Source organism: Pontibacter flavimaris, from assembly GCF_001907195.1.
Lineage (GTDB): Bacteria > Bacteroidota > Bacteroidia > Cytophagales > Hymenobacteraceae > Pontibacter > Pontibacter flavimaris.
The window spans coordinates 368,907-390,381 of sequence record NZ_LVWA01000004.1; the positions used below are offsets into that span (position 1 = coordinate 368,907).

At 53.4% G+C, this 21,475-nt stretch carries 13 protein-coding genes, 1 tRNA gene and 1 riboswitch; of the genes, 8 read left to right on the forward strand and 6 right to left on the reverse strand.

All coding sequences use genetic code 11. From position 1 onward, the window contains the following. Nucleotides 1-112: 112 nt before the first annotated feature. Both A3841_RS06595 and A3841_RS06600 read right to left on the reverse strand, forming a co-directional pair. Nucleotides 113-2,497, reverse strand: coding sequence for a ribonucleoside-diphosphate reductase subunit alpha (locus tag A3841_RS06595; protein WP_073851516.1), 2,385 nt, complete (start codon nt 2,495-2,497; stop codon nt 113-115). Nucleotides 2,498-2,857: 360 nt separating this feature from the next. After that, nucleotides 2,858-3,817: a ribonucleoside-diphosphate reductase small subunit gene (locus tag A3841_RS06600; protein ID WP_073851517.1), complete on the reverse strand. Its 960-nt coding sequence runs from the start codon at nt 3,815-3,817 to the stop codon at nt 2,858-2,860. 644 nt (nt 3,818-4,461) lie between these two features. Here A3841_RS06600 and rplU point away from each other — a divergent pair. The 4 genes from rplU to metF all read left to right on the forward strand — a co-directional run bounded on the left by rplU (nt 4,462) and on the right by metF (nt 10,456). After that, a complete protein-coding gene (rplU, locus tag A3841_RS06605; RefSeq protein ID WP_073851518.1) occupies nt 4,462-4,770 on the forward strand; it encodes a 50S ribosomal protein L21 in 309 nt (102 codons plus the stop codon). A gap of 70 nt (nt 4,771-4,840) precedes the next feature. Then, complete coding sequence (gene rpmA, locus A3841_RS06610) at nt 4,841-5,110, forward strand: 50S ribosomal protein L27 (RefSeq protein ID WP_073851519.1); 270 nt, start codon at nt 4,841-4,843, stop codon at nt 5,108-5,110. 269 nt (nt 5,111-5,379) lie between these two features. Further along, nucleotides 5,380-5,488, forward strand: a riboswitch (SAM riboswitch). Between the two features lie 70 nt (nt 5,489-5,558). Continuing rightward, nucleotides 5,559-9,278, forward strand: a complete 3,720-nt coding sequence (gene metH / locus A3841_RS06615; RefSeq protein WP_073851520.1) for a methionine synthase — start codon at nt 5,559-5,561, stop codon at nt 9,276-9,278. Between the two features lie 221 nt (nt 9,279-9,499). Next, nucleotides 9,500-10,456 (forward strand): methylenetetrahydrofolate reductase [NAD(P)H], encoded by a 957-nt coding sequence (gene metF, locus A3841_RS06620; protein WP_073851521.1) that lies wholly within the window; start codon nt 9,500-9,502, stop codon nt 10,454-10,456. Nucleotides 10,457-10,598: 142 nt separating this feature from the next. Here the strand turns inward: metF and ctlX are convergent, their stop codons facing one another. From ctlX to hemW, 4 genes are all read right to left on the reverse strand, one after another. Next, a complete protein-coding gene (ctlX, locus tag A3841_RS06625; protein WP_073851522.1) occupies nt 10,599-11,528 on the reverse strand; it encodes a citrulline utilization hydrolase CtlX in 930 nt (309 codons plus the stop codon). A gap of 12 nt (nt 11,529-11,540) precedes the next feature. Further along, nucleotides 11,541-12,311, reverse strand: a complete 771-nt coding sequence (locus tag A3841_RS06630) for a cyclase family protein (protein WP_073851523.1) — start codon at nt 12,309-12,311, stop codon at nt 11,541-11,543. A 73-nt stretch (nt 12,312-12,384) separates the two neighbouring features. Beyond that, nucleotides 12,385-12,798 (reverse strand): hypothetical protein, encoded by a 414-nt coding sequence (locus tag A3841_RS06635; RefSeq protein ID WP_073851524.1) that lies wholly within the window; start codon nt 12,796-12,798, stop codon nt 12,385-12,387. A gap of 72 nt (nt 12,799-12,870) precedes the next feature. Beyond that, on the reverse strand, nt 12,871-13,998 hold the full coding sequence (gene hemW, locus A3841_RS06640) for a radical SAM family heme chaperone HemW (protein WP_073851525.1): 1,128 nt from the start codon (nt 13,996-13,998) through the stop codon (nt 12,871-12,873). A 206-nt stretch (nt 13,999-14,204) separates the two neighbouring features. On the opposite strand from hemW, the gene A3841_RS06645 reads away from it, so the two are divergent. The 4 genes from A3841_RS06645 (at nt 14,205) to A3841_RS06660 (ending at nt 21,472) form a co-directional block, all read left to right on the forward strand. Beyond that, the gene (locus tag A3841_RS06645) at nt 14,205-16,037 is read left to right on the forward strand and encodes a BamA/OMP85 family outer membrane protein (protein ID WP_235861310.1); all 1,833 of its coding nucleotides are present in this window, start codon (nt 14,205-14,207) and stop codon (nt 16,035-16,037) included. An 83-nt stretch (nt 16,038-16,120) separates the two neighbouring features. Further along, nucleotides 16,121-16,193 (forward strand) — tRNA-Met (locus tag A3841_RS06650). Between the two features lie 291 nt (nt 16,194-16,484). Beyond that, nucleotides 16,485-17,396 carry a DUF2167 domain-containing protein gene (locus tag A3841_RS06655; protein WP_073851526.1) on the forward strand — a complete coding sequence of 304 codons (912 nt, stop codon included), beginning with the start codon at nt 16,485-16,487 and terminating at the stop codon, nt 17,394-17,396. A gap of 440 nt (nt 17,397-17,836) precedes the next feature. Beyond that, nucleotides 17,837-21,472, forward strand: a complete 3,636-nt coding sequence (locus A3841_RS06660) for an Ig-like domain-containing protein (protein WP_262502561.1) — start codon at nt 17,837-17,839, stop codon at nt 21,470-21,472. Nucleotides 21,473-21,475: the final 3 nt, after the last annotated feature.

Here is a 21,475-nt window from a genome sequence, read left to right on the forward strand (position 1 = left end):
GTGGTGTAGATAATATAATACTACCCGCTAACAGGGCACTAGCAGTAACATAGGACTTATAAGAGGTAGGAAAAAGAAGAAGGAGGGCGATGTGCCCTCCTTCTTTAGTTATTTACGATCCGCAAGCTTCGCAAGCGTCCGGGTTGTCCAGGGAGCAGCTCATGTCGCTGCGGTTCTGATCCTGGTTGCTATACACCGGCGAAAGGGTTTCGGCGGCTTGCTTCTCCACGGTAAACTTAATGGCGTCCACGGCAGATTTGGTGCGCAGGTAGTACATACCTGTTTTCAGTCCGCGCTTCCAGGCGTGGAAGTGCATCGAGGTCAGCTTGCCGAAGTTCACGTTCTGCACGTGCAGGTTCAGCGACTGGCTCTGGCAAATAAAGGCACCACGGTCGGCGCTCATGTCAATCACAGCACGCTGGCTGATCTCCCACACGGTTTTGTACAGGTCCTTGATGTGCTGCGGGATGTTCGGGATATCCTGCACAGAGCCATTGGCCGCAATGATATCCTGCTTCATCTTATCGTTCCAGATACCCAGCGCGATCAGGTCCTTGAGCAGGTGCTTGTTCACCACCATAAACTCGCCGGAAAGTACGCGGCGCAGGTAAATGTTAGACGTATAAGGCTCAAACGACTCGTTATTACCCAGTATCTGCGCTGTAGAGGCAGTAGGCATTGGCGCCAGCAGCAGTGAGTTGCGTGCACCGTGCTCTATTACCTCCTTGCGCAGGCTTTCCCAGTCCCAACGGCCACTCTCCGGCGTTACACCCCACATGTCGAACTGGAACTTGCCCTCCGACAGTGGAGAGCCTTTAAACGTCTCGTAAGCACCGTTCTTCTTAGCCAGATCCTTAGAGGCCGTCATGGCTGCGAAGTAGATCGTCTCGAAGATGTCTTTGTTCAACCCTTTTGCCTCGTCGCTCTCGAACGGCATGCGCAGGTGAATAAAGGTATCGGCCAGGCCCTGCACGCCTAACCCGATTGGGCGGTGGCGCATGTTCGAGTTCTGCGCCTCCGGCACCGGGTAATAGTTGATATCGATAACCTTGTTCAGGTTGACCGTGGCATGGTAGGTTACGTCGAACAGCTTCTGGTGGTCGAAGGTCTTGTTGCCTTTATCGTCCTCTTTCACAAAGCGCGGCAGCGCCAGCGAGGCCAGGTTACACACGGCAATCTCGTCTTTGCTGGTGTACTCCATGATCTCAGTGCACAGGTTCGAGCTCTTGATGGTGCCCAGGTTCTGCTGGTTAGACTTACAGTTGGCGTGGTCTTTATACAGCATGTACGGCGTGCCCGTCTCTATCTGCGACTCCAGGATATGGAACCACAGTTCCTGCGCCTTTACCGTTTTGCGGGCACGGCCCTCGCGCTCATACTTCTCGTAGAGGCGCTCGAAGTCCTTACCCCAGCACTCGCCCAAGCCAGGTGCCTCGTTCGGGCAGAACAGGCTCCAGTCGCCGTTCTCCTCCACGCGCCGCATGAACAGGTCCGGTGTCCAGAGGGCGTAGAACAGGTCGCGGGCGCGGTTCTCCTCCTTGCCGTGGTTCTTCTTCAACTCCAGGAAATCGAAGATGTCGGCATGCCATGGCTCCAGGTAAATGGCAAAGGCGCCTTTGCGCTTGCCACCGCCCTGGTCTACGTAGCGGGCCGTGTCGTTAAACACCTTCAGCATCGGGATGATGCCGTTGGAGGTGCCGTTGGTGCCTTTGATGTAAGAACCCGTGGCACGTACGTTGTGGATGCTCAGGCCGATACCGCCGGCGCTCTGCGAAATCTGCGCGCACTGCTTCAGCGTGTCGTAAATGCCCGGGATACTGTCGTCCTGCATGGTCAGCAGGAAGCAGGAAGAAAGCTGTGGCTTTGGCGTGCCGGCGTTGAATAAGGTTGGGGTGGCGTGCGTAAACCACTTCTCAGACATGAGGTTATAAGTCTCAATGGCAGATTCGATGTCCTCCTTGTGGATACCCACGGCCACACGCATCAACATATGCTGCGGGCGCTCCACGATCTTGCCATCCAGGCGAAGCAGGTAAGAGCGCTCCAGTGTCTTATAGCCAAAGTAATCGTAGTTGTAGTCGCGGTCGTAGATGATGGTGGAGTCGAGCAGGGCCGCGTGCTTGCGGATGATCTCATACACATCTTTGGCCAGCAGCGAAGCGTTCTCCCCTGTTTTCGGGTCCTCGTAAGTATAGAGGCGCTTCATGGTGTTGGAGAATGACTTGCTCGTTACCTTGTGCAGGCTCGAGATGGCCACGCGCGCTGCCAGCACCGCGTAGTCCGGATGCTTGGTGGTAAGCGATGCAGCCGTCTCGGCAGCCAGGTTGTCCAGCTCCACGGTGGTCACGCCATCGTAAATGCCGTCGATCACCTTTTTGGCCACCTCAATCGGCGACACGTAGTCCATGTGCAAACCATAGCACAGCTTCTCGATGCGTGCGGTAATCTTGTCGAATTTGACGGACTCGCGTCGGCCGTCGCGTTTAACTACTAACATAGCGTATACAATTAGCGGGTGTCAAGGGCCCGGGTGGTTAATTAAATAAACAGGTGTCTGTAAAAAGCCGCTGCCGTTCCGACAGTCGGGTATACTTTAATATAGCTATACAATCAGCCCATACGCAGATATAAGTATAAGCCGTTGCAGTACAAGTGATTATGCTTAAAGCCAAATGCTTTTGCTATGGAGCAGGGTTGGGATACCCTGCGGGCGGCGATGATGCCGGCTATTGTTCCGGTGCGGCTTGCGGTCGCCTCTGTTGCTGCTACTGCCGCCCGGCACTGGTAATAAGTATAAGTTCAGGGGCCAGGCATGTGCTCCCCTTCTGCCCCTGAACTTACAAAGGAAAATCTGATCTTAAAAGTCTTCGTCCAGGCTGAACATCTTTTTATCCTTATCGCCCAGCACGCCGGCCTTCTGGTACTCGCCCACGCGCTTCTCGAAGAAGTTGGTCTTGCCCTGCAGCGAGATCATCTCCATAAAGTCGAACGGGTTGGTGGAGTTGTAGATCTTGCTGTAGCCCAGCTCGCCCAGCAGGCGGTCGGCCACAAACTCGATGTACTGGCTCATCAGCTTGGCGTTCATGCCGATCAGGTCCACGGGCAGGGCGTCGGTCACGAACTCCTGCTCTATCATTACCGCATCTTTTATAATATCGTGCACGCGCTCCTCCGGCAGCTTGTTTACCAGCATACGGTACAGCAGGCAGGCAAAGTCGCAGTGCAGGCCTTCGTCTCTGGAGATCAGCTCGTTCGAAAACGTGAGGCCAGGCATCAGGCCGCGCTTCTTCATCCAGAAGATAGAGCAGAACGAGCCTGAGAAGAAAATGCCTTCCACCGCCGCGAAAGCGATCAGGCGCTCGGTAAAGTTCTCGCTCTCGATCCAGCGCAATGCCCACTCGCCCTTCTTTTTCACGGCAGGCACGGTTTCCAGGGCGTTAAACAGGAAGTCCTTCTCCGACTGCTTCTTTACATAGGTATCTATAAGGAGGGAGTAGGTTTCGGCGTGGATGTTCTCCATCATGATCTGGAAGCCATAGAAGCAGCGCGCCTCCGGAATCTGCACCTCGTTCATGAAGTTCACGGCCAGGTTCTCATTCACGATGCCGTCCGAGGCAGCAAAGAAGGCCAGCACGTGGCTGATAAAGTGGCGCTCGCCGTCGTTCAGGTTCTCCCAGTCCTTCAGGTCCTGGCTCAGATCAATTTCCTCGGCTGTCCAGAAACTGGCTTCTGCCTTTTTATACATCTGCCATACCTCGTCATGCTGTATCGGGAACAGTACAAAGCGGTTTGGGTTTTCTTGCAGTATTGGCTCCATAATCTTTTAAAATAAGCGTTTTATTGATTGAAGGGGTAAGCTGACTAGCTTAGAAAACACCCCGTTTAAGTTTTGGCTCAGGTGGAGGTCAGAAGGCCATCCAATAATATCCTGACTTCAAATATATAGAAATGAACTCGATTTACGGGGCGAAAGTTGTTCAATTTATGCACATGCCCCTGTGGCGGCGCCTGGGCCGATTTTACCCATAATGCACACGGTTATCCACATTGCAATTAACATATATATTACTCCTGAATATTAGGACAAGTATATATGAAATAGCTTGAGTGCAGCAATATAGCTCTTTCGGGCCAATATAGGGCTAAAACCTTAGAGTGGGAGTAGCGGGAGGAAGTTGCCTCAAACAGGCGGCGCGCAAGGGGATGGTATAAGGCGAGGCGTAGATGATGGTTGTGGAAAAGTAGCCTTGGGCAGGATAACTGTAAGGTGTTGTTGTAAAACCGTTTATGCGATTTATCGACAAGAATGAAAAACGCCTATGTGGATATGCACATACTTTTCCACACATATGTATAGGCAAAGTATAGGTGGCGAACAATTTGTTATACAAGCCGTTGCAAATATCAAAACGAAGCCGTACTTTTGCGGACTAAATATTTTTTAAACATACATTGAAGCTGATGTACGCAATTGTAGAAATCGCAGGTCAACAGACCAAGGTAGAGAGCGGTAAGTTCATCTACGCCAACAAGCTTTCCGGCAATGAAGGTGACGCCGTTGAGTTCGCCAATGTTCTTCTAACTGATGACAACGGTACTATCACTGTTGGCGCTCCTTTCGTGGATGGTATCAAGGTAATTGGTAAGATCCTGGGTGAGGTAAGAGCCGACAAAGTGCTTATCTTTAAGAAGAAGAGAAGAAAAGGGTATAAGAAGTCGAGAGGTCATCGTCAGAACTATACCAAAGTTCTTATCGAAAGCATTGGTTAAGCAGTAAGAGGAAATTAATCGTAGAACCTTTTGGGCTGGCGTAGCTAACCCAACTAAATAGTAAAAGAAAATGGCACACAAAAAAGGAGCTGGTAGTTCTAATAACGGCCGCGAATCGCATTCTAAACGACTGGGTGTTAAGATTTACGGAGGCCAGGACATTATCGCAGGTAACATCATTGTAAGACAGAGAGGCACTGCGCACCACCCAGGCAAAAACGTGGGTATCGGCAGAGATCATACTTTGTTCGCGTTGGTTGACGGCGTGGTAGAGTTCAGAAAGAGCGTGAAGAACCGTTCTTTTGTTTCTGTAATACCTAAGGTAGAAGCAGAGGCTTAGTTCAAGCCAAACTCATAGAAAAGAGGGATACCCGGCGGGTATCCCTCTTTTTTTAGGGAATTCGGGAAAAACGAAACCAACCGGCGCAGCGGGCGTACATATAAGCAGGAATCGGATTTGTGATTAAACGAAAAAGATTCTGAAGGAAAAGGACACGATAAGTGTCCTTTTCTGTTTTTATACCTTTCTGTGCCGGCGCCAGGCCTTCCTTTACAATTTAAGGGCAACTAATTTCCTTTTCCCACGGATATACCTTTACTTTGCATATATTCTTATCAAGAAAGACTGAGGGAAAGGGCCCTGTGATGTCTTAGCAACCATGTATAAAGCTTGGTGCTAACTCCCTCCTGGCGCATCAGCGGCCAGGGAAGATAAGATCGACTTCCTCTCCCGGGTGCTCTTTCTTGATAAGTTGTGAAAATGACTAACGAGGAGAAAGACACCGGCCATGACCAAAACACATCCAATTTATACTTTACTGCAGGAGCGCGTGCTTGTGCTCGACGGTGCCATGGGCACCATGATCCAGCGCTACCAGCTTTCAGAAGCCGATTTCCGCGGCGAGCGCTTCAAAGACCATCCCTCCGACCTGAAGGGCAACAACGACCTGCTTTCCATTACCCGTCCGGATATCATCAAAGCCATTCACACAGAATACCTGGAAGCTGGCGCCGATATCATTGAGACCAACACCTTCAGCGGCACAAGTATAGCCATGGCCGACTATAAGCTGGAGCACCTGGTGTATGAGCTCAACTATGAGTCGGCCAAAATAGCCAGGGAAGCAGCAGATGAAGCGGAAGCCAAAGATCCTTCGCATAAACGCTTTGTGGCCGGTGCCATTGGCCCGACTAACCGTACCGCTTCGCTTTCGCCGGATGTAAATAACCCCGGTTACCGCGCCATAACATTCGACCAACTGGTAGAGGCCTACTATGAGCAGGTGCGTGGCCTGGTAGATGGCGGATCTGACTTGCTGCTGGTAGAGACTGTTTTTGATACGCTGAACTGTAAGGCTGCGCTGTTTGCGATACAGCAATTTGTAAACGAAGGTGGCAAAGAACTGCCGATCATGATATCCGGCACCATTACCGACGCCAGCGGCCGTACCTTATCCGGGCAGACGGTAGAAGCCTTTTATAATTCCATCTCGCATGCTCCTATACTTAGCGTAGGCTTTAACTGTGCTTTAGGAGCCCGCCAGCTAAAAACACACATCCAGGAGCTGTCCCGTATTTCAGACTGTTACATCAGTGCCTACCCGAATGCCGGTCTGCCAAATGCGTTTGGCGGCTACGACGAAACAGCCCAGCAAATGGGCGCTATCGTGGAGGAGTACCTGAAAGAAGGGCTTGTAAACATACTGGGTGGTTGTTGTGGCACTACGCCTGTTCATACCAAAGTAATTGCAGACTTGGTGCGAAAGTATAAACCACACGTTCCTACCCCGGTCGCTCCACTCCCACGCTACAGCGGCCTCGAGCCCCTTACCATCACTCCTGAAAGTCTTTTCGTAAATGTTGGAGAGCGCACTAATGTAACCGGTTCCAAAATGTTTGCCCGCCTTATCGTTGGCGAAAAGTTCGAAGAAGCCTTAGCCGTTGCAAGGCAGCAGGTAGAAGGTGGTGCGCAGATCATCGACGTGAACATGGATGAAGGCATGCTGGACTCGGAACAGGCCATGACCAACTTCCTGAACCTGATCGCCTCTGAACCAGACATAGCTAAACTGCCGATCATGATTGACTCTTCGAAATGGAGCGTGATCGAGGCTGGGTTGAAATGTGTACAAGGCAAATCTATAGTTAACTCTATCAGCTTAAAAGAAGGCGAAGAAGCCTTTAAGAAACTAGCCCGCAAAGTGCGCCAATACGGTGCTGCGGTTGTGGTAATGGCTTTCGATGAAACAGGACAGGCCGATACCTTAGAACGCAGAAAAGAAATTTGCGAGCGCTCTTACCGCATCTTGGTGGATGAAGTAGGCTTCCCGCCTCAGGATATTATTTTCGACCCGAACATACTGGCCATTGCCACCGGCATAGAGGAGCATAACAACTACGCGGTTGACTACATCGAGGTAGTAAAATGGATAAAAGCGAACCTGCCGCATGCGCTGATAAGTGGTGGTGTAAGTAACCTGTCGTTCTCGTTCCGTGGCAACGATGTGGTGCGCGAGGCCATGCATACCGTATTTTTATACTATGCTGTGCAGGCTGGTATGGACATGGGTATCGTAAACGCTGGTATGCTGGGCGTGTACAGCGAAATTCCAGCGGAACTGCGTGACCTGATCGAAGATGTGATCTTTAATCGTCACCCGGATGCTACCGAGAAATTGGTAACCTATGCCGAAACTATAAAAGGCAAAGGCAAGACAGCCACTGTAGCCGACACGGCCTGGCGCGATGCCCCAGTAGAAGAGCGACTGAAACATGCCCTGGTGCGCGGTATCGTGGATTTTATTGAAGAAGACACCGAAGAAGCGCGTCAGAAAGCTGTCAAGACGTTGGATGTGATTGAAGGGCCGCTGATGGCTGGCATGGGCGTGGTAGGTGACTTGTTTGGGGCTGGGAAGATGTTTTTACCGCAGGTAGTGAAAAGTGCCCGTGTCATGAAGAAGTCGGTCGCCTACCTGTTACCGTTTATGGAAGCGGAAAAGCTGGCTGGTGATACGTCTAAATCCACCGCAGGAACTATACTAATGGCTACGGTAAAAGGTGACGTGCATGATATCGGAAAGAACATTGTGGGTGTGGTGCTGGCCTGTAACAACTATGAGGTAATAGACCTGGGTGTGATGGTGCCACTGGACAAGATCCTGTCTGAAGCTGAAGCACATAAAGTAGATATCATTGGTCTGAGCGGACTGATCACGCCATCTCTGGATGAGATGGTATATGTCGCGCAGGAAATGGAACGCCGTGGCATGAAGATTCCGCTGTTGATTGGCGGTGCTACCACTTCCAGAGTACATACAGCCGTGAAGGTTGCGCCACAGTACAGCGGACCGGTAGTGCATGTGCACGATGCATCCAGAAGTGTAACCGTAGTTAGTAGCCTGCTAAGCAGCGAGCGTGATAATTATATTGCTGAGATCAAAGCAGAGTATCAGAAACTGCGTGAAGACCACCTGAGCCGTACCAAAGACCGTGCGTTTGCAACTATAGCTGAAGCTCGTGCCAATAAGTATAAAGTAGATTGGACTGCAACACAACCAACCAAGCCAAGCTTTATCGGCAACAAAACATACGCCAACTACCCGCTCTCCGAGATCGTGCCGTACATCGACTGGACACCATTCTTCCATGCCTGGGAGCTTAAACGCCAGTATCCGAAAATCCTGAACGACCCGGAATTGGGAACAGAGGCTACTAAGTTGTTTAACGATGCACAGCAGATGCTGCAGGAGATCGTGGAGAAGCAATTACTGGAAGCGCGCGCTGTCGTTGGGTTCTACCCGGCCAATGTGGAAGCAGATGATACGATTGAAGTTTACGCTGATGATTCACGTGGAAATGTGCTGACAGAATTCCATACGTTGCGGCAACAAGGCAAGAAGGGGGCAAATGTTCCGAACCTGGCCTTCTCTGATTTTATTGCTCCGAAAGAAACTGGTGTGCAGGATTACATTGGCGGCTTTGTAGTGTCGGCTGGTTTTGGTATTGAGCAACTGCTGGAGAAGTATCAGGCTGATCATGACGACTATAAATCCATTATGGTGAAAGCCCTGGCGGATAGATTAGCCGAAGCCTTTGCCGAACTGATGCATGCCAAGGTGCGCAAGGAGCTATGGGGTTATGCACCGGAGGAAGATTTGACCAACGAGGACCTGATCAAGGAGAACTATAAAGGCATTCGTCCGGCACCGGGTTATCCGGGCTGCCCGGACCATACCGAAAAGATCACGCTGTTTAATTTGCTGGATGCCGAAAGGACATCCGGAATTATACTGACCGAGAACCTGGCTATGTACCCGACAGCGGCTGTGAGTGGTTTATACTTCTCGCATCCGGAGTCCCGCTATTTCGGTTTGGGCAAGATAGGCGAAGACCAGGTAGCCGATATTGCGCAGCGCAAAGGTATGACCAAAGAGGAGCTGGAGCGATGGCTGTCGCCGAACCTGAACTATGAGCCGAGGCCGGTTAACCTCACCCCAGCCCTCTCCTAAAAACAGGAGAGGGAGCTTTAGGTGGTTGCAACTTTATACTTTTCTTGATGCTGTCATCCTGCAAGGATCTTGTGTGAAGGGAGGTGAAGCAAAAGCTCTGGAGCTCTTGGGGCGCTAAAGTAAGAACAAGTTCCCCGCCTTGGATAAGGAGGGGCTAGGGGTGGTTGGACCCGGTAAAACCAGCCATTTAACAATTGACCATCTAACCATCTAAGTATAACTTGAAAGTTACAGACCACTTCAAGAATGCGAATGGCAAAACGCTGTTCACTTTTGAAATACTGCCTCCGCTGAAAGGCGAAAACATGCGCACCCTGTTCAGCCACATCGACCCGCTGATGGAGTTTAACCCGCCGTTTATCGACGTAACCTACCATCGCGAAGAATATGTGTACAAGCAGCGCGAAAATGGGTTACTGGAAAAAATCACCACGCGCAAAAGACCGGGCACGGTGGGTATTTGTGCGGCCATCCAAAACCACTATAAAGTAGACACGGTGCCGCACCTGATCTGCGGGGGCTTTAACAAGGAAGAAACCGAGAACGCGCTGATAGACCTGCACTTTTTAGGGATAGATAATGTGCTGGTACTGCGTGGTGACTGCGTGAAGAGCGAGCAACGCTTCGTGCCGGAACCGGGCGGGCATAACTACGCCACAGAGCTGATTGAGCAGGTAGTGAACATGAACAACGGCGTTTACCTGGATGATGAGCAGGCCTACCACAACGGCACCGGTTTCTGCATTGGCGTGGCCGGCTACCCCGAGAAACATTTCGAAGCGCCCAACCTGAAATCGGATCTGCGCTGGCTGAAGAAGAAAATAGAACTGGGCGCAGACTACATTGTAACGCAGATGTTTTTCGACAACCAGAAGTACTTCGACTTTGTGAACCGCTGTCGTGCAGAAGGTATAACTGTGCCGATCATTCCGGGCCTGAAACCGATGACCACCAAAACGCAGCTTACCTTATTGCCAAGCCTGTTCCATATAGAAATACCCTGCGATCTGGCAGAAGCCATTGAGGACTGTCCGGACAACAAGGCGGCGGCGCAGGTGGGCGTGGAGTGGGCCATACAACAGTCAAAAGAGCTGATGGAGTTTGGCGTGCCGTGCCTGCACTACTACTCTATGGGCAAATCGGATTCGGTGCGGAAAGTGGCGGAAGCGCTGTTTTGAAGTATAGCACATATCCCGGAATGTCGGAAACATGTCCCGAAGTATTTCAGGAGACCTTCGAGGTCTTGATTACAACGGAGCGACAATCAATCCTCCGCCAGACGCGCGTAGGTTTTGAAAACACCACAAGGTCTTTTCATACTTACTCCGGCCTGAAAATCTCCGCGATCATACAGCGCACACTTCCGCCGCCGCACTGCTCTATCACATGTATCGGGAAGTATAGCAGGTGGTCGTGATGCTTTCTAAGCTTCTGTAGCTGCTCCTTCGTCAGTGAAGTATAAGCTGCTTCGGACATCACAAGGATAGCTTCGTTTTGCTTGTTGCGGAGCTGCAGCATGTTGCCGGCAAAGTGGTGGTGCGTTTGGGCAGCTGTCAGTTCGATGGTCTCTTTCCCGGTATTTTCGAGTTGCTGGCGTAGTTTTTCGCGATCATCCGCGTCCACTACATCCATACCTATCACGGCAAAAGTATCGCCAATGCAAAGCATTACATTGGTGTGGTAGATTAGTTCGCCTGTAGGGCCGTAAGCGCGGAACGCTACCGGTTTATAGTTCAGTTTGTCGCAGAACTCCTGCAGCGGTTCCAGTTCTGTTCTGGGAGATAAAGCGGCGTAGGCAATGCTGTTCTCGCGGTCCAGGATCATACTTCCGGTGCCTTCCAAAAACGTTGGCTCGGGCTGGCCTTCGAAATATTCCAGCCCTACATGTTCGCTAAAGCCATACTTCTGGAACAGCAAATCAATCACATCCTGCCGGCGCTCCCCGCGGCGGCTTACGGGTGCCATGGGGTAAGTAACGAGTTGCCCGCCTTGGTGCGTGGAGAACCAGTTGTTCGGGAAAATGGAATCCGGGGTGCGGGAGTTTTCCACATCCTGCATCACAGTTACCTCAACACCCTTCTGCTGTAGTTGCCGCACCATTTGCCGGAACTCCAGTAACGCCCTGGCCTGTACTTCTGCCGGTGTTAACCCTGCCGCCTGCTTCTGGAATTTGTTGGTCTCGGCCGCGTCCGGGTTATAGCCAAAGCTAGTTGGCTCGATCATTAAAATCGTATCGGTGGTCTGCCTCATACAAAGTATAAACTATAGTTGCGGAAAAACGGGCGATAAAGTATAAAGCACAGGTTTGCTCGGGCTGGCATCGAGTTGCAGGCTGGCGATCTGCAGGTTGAGCAAGTATAAGCCATCGGGAATATGGTCCGGCACGTAGATGAGCTCGGTGATGGTGGCGCCGCAGCGGGTGTTCTCGGGGTACTGCCAGAACGCGTGATGGCACAGCAGCTTGCCTTCGTCCAGCTCGCGGTCCACGGAGGGCAGGTCCAGCAACAGATGCTGTACGCCTTTTTCTGCTAAATATTGGCCAATCGTATGTTCTAAGTATGGCGGGTTGGTGCCGGAATAGTGGCGGGTGAGTTTGGCGTCGGAGTTAGGCGAGGTGCGAAGCATAAGGGCCTCGGGATTTATACGTTGGAGCTGCGCTTTCACGTCCTCCAGCAGCACTACCTCGTCGCCGTTTTCCTGGGTTTGCGGGCTTACGGTTAGGAGTTGGGCCACAAATAAAAAGCGTTTCAGGCAGTTGTGGATGGTGGCGTTCTCGTCCGCGGCAATATGGCCGTAGCACTCGGTGTGGGTGCCGTTGCCGTGGGGCGTCAGGTGCACGCGCTTGTAGTTGGTACTGCCGCCCTCTGCCACCGATCCCACGAAATTCCCTACCCGGATCACATCAAACTGAACCGGCTCAGCCCAGAAACACTCCGGCTGTGGTTGCCTGTTGTGCAGCGGCATGGAGATATCCAGCGGCTGCAGCGGGTTAAAAGTATAAATCTGGTGGCGGTGGGTGATGGTGGCTTCCATGGGCTTGCGGGCTTTTTGGCAAGTATAAACGAAATTACCGAGACCTATACTTTATACTTGTCACTAACGTAGGCTATCTTTCCAGCAGCCAGTTAACAGCTTCCTCTTCCGATGGAAAGTCGCGGATTTCGTAGGTAAGCTCATCTGTCGCCTCTGCCCTGGCCACCACCGATTCCATTGCCAGTTTCCTGAACAGGTTATCGGGCATAACGCGGGCCATTTTCTTTAGGGAAGTATGGGTGAATAAATCGTAGTAGATGTTGGCGAGCCAGTCCTTTGTCACAGGGCTGACGGCGGACACGAATTCCGCGTTCATCAGCATTTTCTCAGCTCTTGTGGCGGTGACAGTCGCATGGGACCTCATGGATTCAAGCATAAACTGCTCATCATCCACAGGGTGCAGCCACTCCGTTCGAACGTACGCAAGCGCATCATCTGCCTCTATTTTAAAATGGTCTGACTGGTAGATTATCCTAAGTTCCGGCATGTGAGTTTCAGGGTTAATAATTATGGCTAAATGGTGATACGGAACCAGCAAACTTAAGTGCCGGCCAGTCTGCTACTCCATCATCAGGTCCAGCGTAATCTGATCGGCGAGCAGCTTGCCCTTATCCGTTAAGCATAACACATTATCGTTTATACTTGCCAGTTCCTGCTGCTGCAGCTCCTGCAGGTATACCTGGTGCGATGCCTGCGCATCATACTTATACTTGTCGCGCAGCAGCGCCAGGTCGCAGCCCCAGATGGTGCGCAGCGTGGTGAGCAGGTAGTCGTTGGCCTGGTCTGCCAGGCTCAGTTCCTCTGTTTCGGCGGGAATTATACTTTGGCTGATGGCTGCGGTATACTTGCGGTTGTTGGCCACGTTGTACTGCCGGCTATGGCCGTTAAACGAGTGCGCGCTGGGGCCCACGCCCAGGTAATGCACACCGCGCCAGTAGTTGCTGTTGTGCCTCGACTCGTGACCGGGCTGACAGAAGTTGGAGATCTCATACTGCACAAAGCCATGCTGCGCCATCTGCTCCAGCAGGATCTCGAACTGTTGCGCCGTAAAGTCGTCTCCGGATGGCCTGAACTTGCCTTTCTTGCTCCAGCGACCCAGTGCCGTGTCGGGCTCTATGGTGAGGGCGTAGCAGGAAACGTGCTGCACATGCAGCGAAAACAGTGTTTTTAAATCTTCCTGCCAGATGGTATGGTCCGGTGCCGGGATGCCGTAGATCAGGTCCACGGTGATGTTGTCGAAGCCGGCTGCCTGGGCGTCGCGCACGCACTGCAGGCTCTCGCTGGCGTTGTGGGCGCGGTTCATCAGGCGCAGATGCGGCTCATGGAACGACTGCAATCCTATACTTAGGCGGTTGATGCCAGCGGTCTTCAGCTCCCGCAGCTTCTCCGGGGAGAGGTCGTCGGGGTTGGCCTCCAGGGTTATTTCAGCATCCCCCGAAACTATAAACAGCCTGTTGATGGTTTGTAGCAATAGCTCCAGCTCTGCCTGCGTGAGCAGCGAGGGAGTGCCGCCGCCAAAGTATATCGTGCGCACCGTCTGGCCCTGCAGGTACTCCCGGCGCAGCTCCAGCTCCCGGGCAATGGCCGCAATGGTCGAAGCCTTGTGCCCCATCGAGGTGCTGAAGTGGAAGTCGCAGTAGTGGCAGGCCTGCTTGCAGAAAGGGATATGGAGGTAGATGCCGGACAAGTTTATTTAATTGTTAAATTGTTGGAGGATTCAATTGCTGATGGTCTGAAAACGGTGTTCGCTCTAGAAGTCTAGAAGTCTAGAAGTCTAGAAGTATGAAGTAGACCTGAACCCTTTACCTTTGTAAGTATAAAGTATAAACCAGGCGCTGCCGTACAGCCCACATCCATTAAACAAATTAACCCTTTAACAGTTCAACCGCACAAATGTACAAAATAGCTGCCTTCTTGTGTTGCCTGATGCTGTGCCTGGAGCCCGTGCATGCGCAGGAGGTGCAGCCGCCCCCGGTGCCGGCGAAGCAGGAACCAGCCAAAAAAACCGAGGAGAAGCAGCCTGAGAAGACGCAGAAAGCGCCGCCCGCCAACAGGATGCACCTGTCGGTGAAGGCGGTGGATGCCGAGGGGGCGCAGGTGCTGCGGCGCTATAACTTCCGGCAGGCCCTGCCCGACTCGGCCGAGGCCCTGAAGGAGGTGCGGGCGCTGGTGTACCGGCTGCAGCAGGATGCCTTCCTGCTGGCCTCCGCCGACAGTTTATACTTTGCCCGCGACACGCTCCACGTGAAACTTCATGTGGGACAGCCCTTTGCCTGGGCGCAGCTTCGGAACGGCAACCTGAACGAGGGCCTTCTGGTGGAGGCCGGGTTCCGGGAGAAGTTCTACAACAACGTGCCTTTCAGGCCGGCCGAGTACGTGAAGCTGCAGCAGCGCATCCTCGACTACGCCGAGCGCAACGGCTACCCCTTTACCAACGTCTGGCTCGACTCTGTAAGTATAAACGGCAACAAGGTGGCGGCTACGCTGATGGTGGAGAAGGCCTTTGCGGTAACGTATGACACGCTAGAGATCGTGGGCAAGACCAAGACGCAGCCCAAATTCCTGATGCGCTACCTGCAGCTCCTGCCCGGCCAGCTCTACAATCAAGACCAGATAAACGCCTCCGAGCGGATGCTCACGCAGCTGCCCTACATCAAAGCCACGCGCCCGGCGCAGGTACGCTTTACCAGTGATAAAGCTAAAGTATACTATTACCTGGAGGACCGGCAGGCCAACCAGATCGACGGCGTGGTGGGCTTTTTGCCAGACCCGAACCGGGAGAACAAGCTGCTGATCACGGGCGAGGCGAACCTCAACATCCGCAACATCCGGGGCTCGGGCAAGCAGCTGGGGCTGCAGTGGCGGCGGGTAAGTGCGGGCTCGGTGGTGCTGAACGGCGAGTACCTGCACCCCAACTTCCTGGGTAGCCCGTTTGAGGTCGGCACTAAGTTTAGCCTGCTCAAGCAGGACTCCACGTTCATCACCGTGCAGCCGCGCCTGCAGATAGGCTATTATACTTTAAAGTATGGCAAGTTCAGTGTGTTTACTGAGTGGCGCAACTCCCGCATACTTTCGGAGGTGAGCCCGCAGCGCCTGCAGCAGCTCGACCTGGCCGACGCCCAGACCACCACCTACGGCCTGAACTACCTCTGGAATAACCTCGACGATTTCTACTTCCCGCGGCGCGGCCGGTTGCTGGAGCTGCAGTTCTCTGCCGGCACTAAAAAGCTGCTGCGCAACGCCGACCTGGAGAAAAACTTTTACGACACGCTGGACATGAAAACCTCACAACTGAGCCTGAGCCTGCGGCTGGAGAATTTCCTGCGGCTGGGCAAGAACAGCGCCCTGCTCACCCGGCTGCGCGGCGAGGCCCTGCTTAACGACCAGATCTTTCTCAACGACATGTACCGGCTGGGCGGCCTCTCCTCCCTCCGCGGCTTCGATGACTACTTCTTTTACGCCTCCAGCTACGCCGTAGCTACCATGGAGTACCGCCTCTTCACCGCCTCCGACTCCTACGCGCTGCTCTTCTACGACCAGGGCTACTACCGCAGCGACCTGGAGCGGTTTTCTGCGGAAGATTACCCCTTTGGCGTGGGCGCGGGAATCAGTTTCAGCACGGCGGCGGGCATCTTTCAGCTGGTGTACTCCCTGGGGCAGTCGGAGCAGCAGGCGCTATCGTTTAAGTATTCCAAGATACACTTTGGGATAACGAGTAAATTTTAGCAGAACCTAACTTTTTTAACGTTTTTAGGTAAATACACTTGCATGGTAAACATCTTTCGTATACTTTTGCATCATACAAACAGTGCGGGGTGGAGCAGTTGGTAGCTCGTTGGGCTCATAACCCAAAGGTCGCAAGTTCGAGTCTTGTCCCCGCTACCTCAGAAAAACGCCTGATTCAGAAATGAGTCAGGCGTTTTTGTTTTATACTTTCTCCCTTCTCACAGGCCCCTTCAAGTATAAATTCCTCCCACAAAGTATAGCGCCTGGAATTATATTTTAAGCAGATGCTGAAATCATATATGCTATCCAGTATATTGTGCCCTGAATTATACTTAATCCTACGATAGCCTATACTACTAATGGTATTGCGGCTGGTGCAGCAGCAGTGCTTGTATTTTTCGGATAGACTCTCGTTTATTATCAATCCACCCTTTTTACAACCATTTTATGAAACAACTTTACATTTTTCTGGCGCTCCTCGTGTGCGCTTTCTCTTCGAATGCCCAAACCGACTCCCTGCAGTTGCAGATCCAGGAGATCGAGAACTCGCTCAGTTACCAGTATGGCGAGATAGCGCTGGGTGACGGCCTGGCCAAGATTACGGTGCCGGAAGGCTTTAAGTACCTGGATGCGGAGCAGTCGGAGTACGTGCTGACGGAGCTGTGGGGAAACCCTGCCTCGGGCACTACGATGGGCATGCTCGTGCCCAGGGATAAAGGCGTGCTGGACGACGATGTGTGGGTGTTCGACATAGAGTTCGATGAGATCGGCTATGTAGAGGATAAGGACGCCGGCGACATCGACTATACTGAACTGCTGGCTTCTATGCAGGAGGACATGCTGGCGGCCAGCAAAGAGCGGCTGGCAAACGGCTATGAGGAGATCCAGCTTATTGGCTGGGCCTCTGATCCATACTATGACCAGGAAAGCAAGATTCTGCACTGGGCAAAAGAGTTGAAGTTCGGAGAGGCAGAAACAAACACCCTGAACTACAACATCCGGATACTGGGGCGCAGAGGCGTGCTGATGCTGAATGCTATTGCCAACATGGGGAGCCTGCCCGCGGTAAAGCAAAACATTCCGCTTATTACAAACAGCATTGCCTTTGAGCAGGGGCACAGTTATTTCGACTTTAACCCGGATATTGATGAAGTGGCCAGCTGGACCATAGGAGGCCTGGTGGCCGGCAAGGTGCTGACAAAAGTGGGCTTCTTTGCATTAATCCTCAAGTTCTGGAAAGTTATAGCCGTCGCTGTAGCTGGCCTGGGCGGTGCTTTATGGAAGCGCATCAGAGGCAGAAAAGAAAAGGAAGTGGCCGTTGCCGTTGCAGAGGAAGAGCAGGAGAAAGTGGTGAACTAGCGTAGGCTTTATTGCTTCAATAAAACGCCCGGTACAGCAGTGTGCCGGGCGTTTTTGTTTTAAGTACAGGTTTTCTTTTCAACATCTTCCATAGTTTCTGCCTGTGTCCCTTCTGCTGCAATTTTCAGAGAACCAAGCCGTTATACTTTTAAACATTATAAAAATCAAAGAAGCCATGTAACCTTTTACAGGCTTTGGCAATAAAGGTAAAAGGCGTCGTGGCGCCTTTTCGCCGCTGCCGGCCTGCTGCTGGCCTTTTCCCTTCTGCACAGTGGTTAAAGTGTAGCCGCCGTGGTCGATGCAAAGCGAAGTGCTGTTGTATCTTAATATATATGATTTTCGTAATTCAAAAACTCTGAGCCTATAGATCACCCTTAACTCCTATCTAGATGCGCCTTCTTTTTCAAAGGTATTTGTTTGCTGGCCTGCTTCCTCTGCTCTTGCTGCTTAGCCACACCGGCTGGGCTCAGTGCCCTACCACTATTACCGTAAATGGGCGTACTGTACTTTGCGCGGGGGAGACTACTGAGCTGCAGGCGCCTGAAGGAGATGGGCTCAGCTACCAATGGATAAAAGACGGTGCGGACTTAACCGGGCAAATAGGGCGAACTTATCAAGCAAGTGAGTCCGGGGCTTACCAGGTGCGGGTAACAGGTAGTGCCTGCGATACGAACACCTCCAGCGAACGGGTTATTACCGTAAACCCCAAGCCAACTTCTCCCGGTTTTATAGTTTCTCCTACTCCTGCCCCTAACAATCCTATATGCTCCGGCGATGAACTCACCTTCTCTGTGAATGCGCCCGATCCAGACATAACCTATACCTGGCTTTTTGGGGATGGCAGCACAGCTAGAGGATCAGAAGTCACACATACGTATACTTCGATTGGCGTGGGAGATGAGACGTTCGAAGTAAAGGCTTTTGCTGCCAACTCTCTGGGCTGTGAGTCCGATACAGCCAGGCAGGTTATCCGTGTAAACAGCCTCCCCGAAATCAGTTTTTCAGAAGAGAGCAACTTTCAGGTGTGCTTGCCGGACTCTGTAGAGGATAGTGAGATAGAGGAATTTGCGATAATCAACAACGAAGTGGCAGAGCCATACCTCTCCGACATCCGCACATACTTTGTGGACTGGGGGAACGACGAGCCAGAACAGCAGTACAGCCGCGGCGATTTCCCGATCACCAGCCCCACCGCCTACGATACCGTCGGCACATTTCCCATCACCATCAGGGCGATAGCCGGAAACGGGTGCGAGGTAACTTTCACGCAGGATTTCAATGTCAGCAAAGAGCCCAAGGCTAATTTCTCTATTGCGGAGAAGAAACGGGTGGAGCAAGACCAGGTGCCGCCCTGTGTGCCCATCATCGTTACCCTGGCCGACAGCGCCACGGGCGGAGGTCTCTCCTATAAATGGTCGGTGCAGCCGGCGCAGGGCTGGTCTTTCGAGACCGGCGACTCTGCCTCTGCAGAGCCAAGTATAAGATTCACGCAGTCGGGGGTTTACACCATAGAGCAGATCGTGACCAACGGCTGTGCGTCTGATACTACATCGCAGGGGATTGTGGTGGGCTGGCCGCAGGTGCAGCTGCCGGCAAGTGTGACGGTGTGCGGCCCTACCGAGATAGACTACAGCAGCAGCGGTCCCGGGGGCTTTACCGGAGGCTTGTTCGTGGATAAGAACCTGGGCGAGAAGATTACCGTCAAGCTGACCATCACCGGCCCTACCAGCACCACGCAGACCTTTACCTCTGATGTATTCCAGTTCAAGTATACTTTTTCACAACCCGGCAGGTATACGGTGGCGCTGGAGGCGATAAACGAGTGCGGCAGCTCCAACGCCATTTACCAGGGGCAGCCAGCGCCGGTGCAGGAGGTGGTTATACTGCAGCAGCCCGCTGCGCCGATCGTGCAGACGCCTATCACGGCCTGCGCAGGCGATACCGTCCGGATCACGCCGTCCGGTCCGGGGCCTATCTTCGCCTGGTTCGATACTAACGATCCCGCTGCAGCGCCTGTATTTACGGGACCTGCTTTCACCACGCCATCCTTATCAAACGATGTTACCTTTTATGTGGCGGCCATCGACACGGCCAACAGTGTGATCTGCATCAGTGACCTTACGCCCATACCCATCAGCGTAGTGCCAGCCATCGACGGGAACACCATTGAGGCGCAGGGCGAGCAGGTGCGAAGCCTCTGCGTTGGGGCGGTGCCGCCAACTCTAACAGGCTCTACCCCTACCGGCGGAGACCCAGGCGCCCCGCCCCGCTACCGTTGGGAGGTAAGCACTACCAGCCCGACGGCAGGCTTCACCGCCGCTCCCGGCACGAACAACACCAGAGACTATACCCCTACCGAGGCGGTGGCCGACGATACCTGGTTCAGGCGTGTGGTCTTCTCCGGGAGCTGCGCCGAAAACATCAGTAACGTGGTTGCTATCCTAGCTGTGGATCCGGTGCCGGCCAGCGCCAACACGATTGCCGCCGAGCCTACCGAGATTTGCGAGGGGGATACACCCGGCCAGTTAGTTGGCTCAGAGCCTACGGGCGGTGGCGGGCGGCCTTATACTTTCTTATGGGAAGTAAGCACCACCGGCCCCGACGAAGGCTTTGCCAGCGCACCCGGCACAAACGACGACGTGAACTATGCTATTCCGGCAGGGGCGCTGCGGCAGGGCGAGACCTGGTTCCGCAGAGGGGTAACCTCCGGCGGTTGTACCTCCTACTCAGAGGCGGTCAAGATCACACTGTACCCAAGGCTGGCGAATAATGAGATCAGCACCGACGAGCCACAGGTATGTATCGGCACCGCGCCACCCATACTTAACGGCACGGAGCCCACGGGCGGCAGCGGCAGCTACAATTACTTGTGGCAGAGCAGTACCACCGGGCCTGGCGCAGGATTCAGGGCAGCGGCAGGCACAAGCACAGGCCAAAACTACTCGCCTGGCATACTTACCGGCACCACCTGGTTCCGGCGTGTGGTAAGCTCCGCCTCCTGCGGTGCCGACACCTCCGCTGTGCTGGAAATAAGGGTAGCTCCTGCGTTGCGCAACAATGCCATCACGGTGGCGCAGCCGGAGGTTTGCCAGGCACAGGAGCCGCCGCAGATAACCGGAAGCTCCCCTGCCGACGGGGCCGGTGGTTATACGTACCTGTGGGAGAGCAGCACGACCGGGCCTGATGGCGGCTTTGTGGCGGCAGCGGGCACAAACACTGGGCAAAGCTACCAGCCAGCGGCCCTTAACCGCGAAACCTGGTTCCGCAGGATCGTTTTTTCCGGCGGCTGTTCCGACACGTCCAATGTGGCAAGTATAAACATACTTGCGTTGCCTGCCGCGCCTGCGGTTGCAGTGTCCAATGCCACCGCCTGCTTTGGGGAGTCGGTTACGCTGGCGGTGACGAACGCCGATGGGATGGATTACAGGTGGTATACCTCCTCTACAGGCGGCAACCCGGTATTTATCGGGGCGGAGTTCCCGGTGGATAATGTTACCCAGTCTACCACATACTATGTAGAGGCTGTAAATTCACAGCAATGCACCAGCGAGGCACGGACACCTGTAACCGTTTCGGTGGTGGTGGCAGAGGCGAGTGCCGGCGAGGATGTGACCATTATACAGGGCCAGCCCGTAGAGCTGCGCGGCTCTGGCGGCGCAACCTACTTATGGGAGCCAGCCACCGGCCTCAACGACCCGACCCTGCAGAACCCCGTGGCCAGACCCGACGAGACGATCACCTATACGTTAACCGTAACCACTGCCGAGGGCTGCGTGGATACGGCGAGTGTAACGGTAGAGGTGATCCCGGCCATCGAGGTGCCGAACGCCTTCTCACCGAACGGCGATAATGTGAACGAGGTGTGGGAGATCAAGAACTATGAGAATTACCCGGACATGCGGGTGGAGGTGTTTAACCGCTGGGGCAACAAGATCTTCAGCTCGAAGGGGTATGGCGCGCCGTGGGACGGGACCTACAACGGAAAGGAGCTGCCCGTGGCTACTTACTACTACCTTATCTACCTGCGCAACACCAACGAGGAGCCGCTTTCCGGTAACGTGACCATTATCCGATAAGAC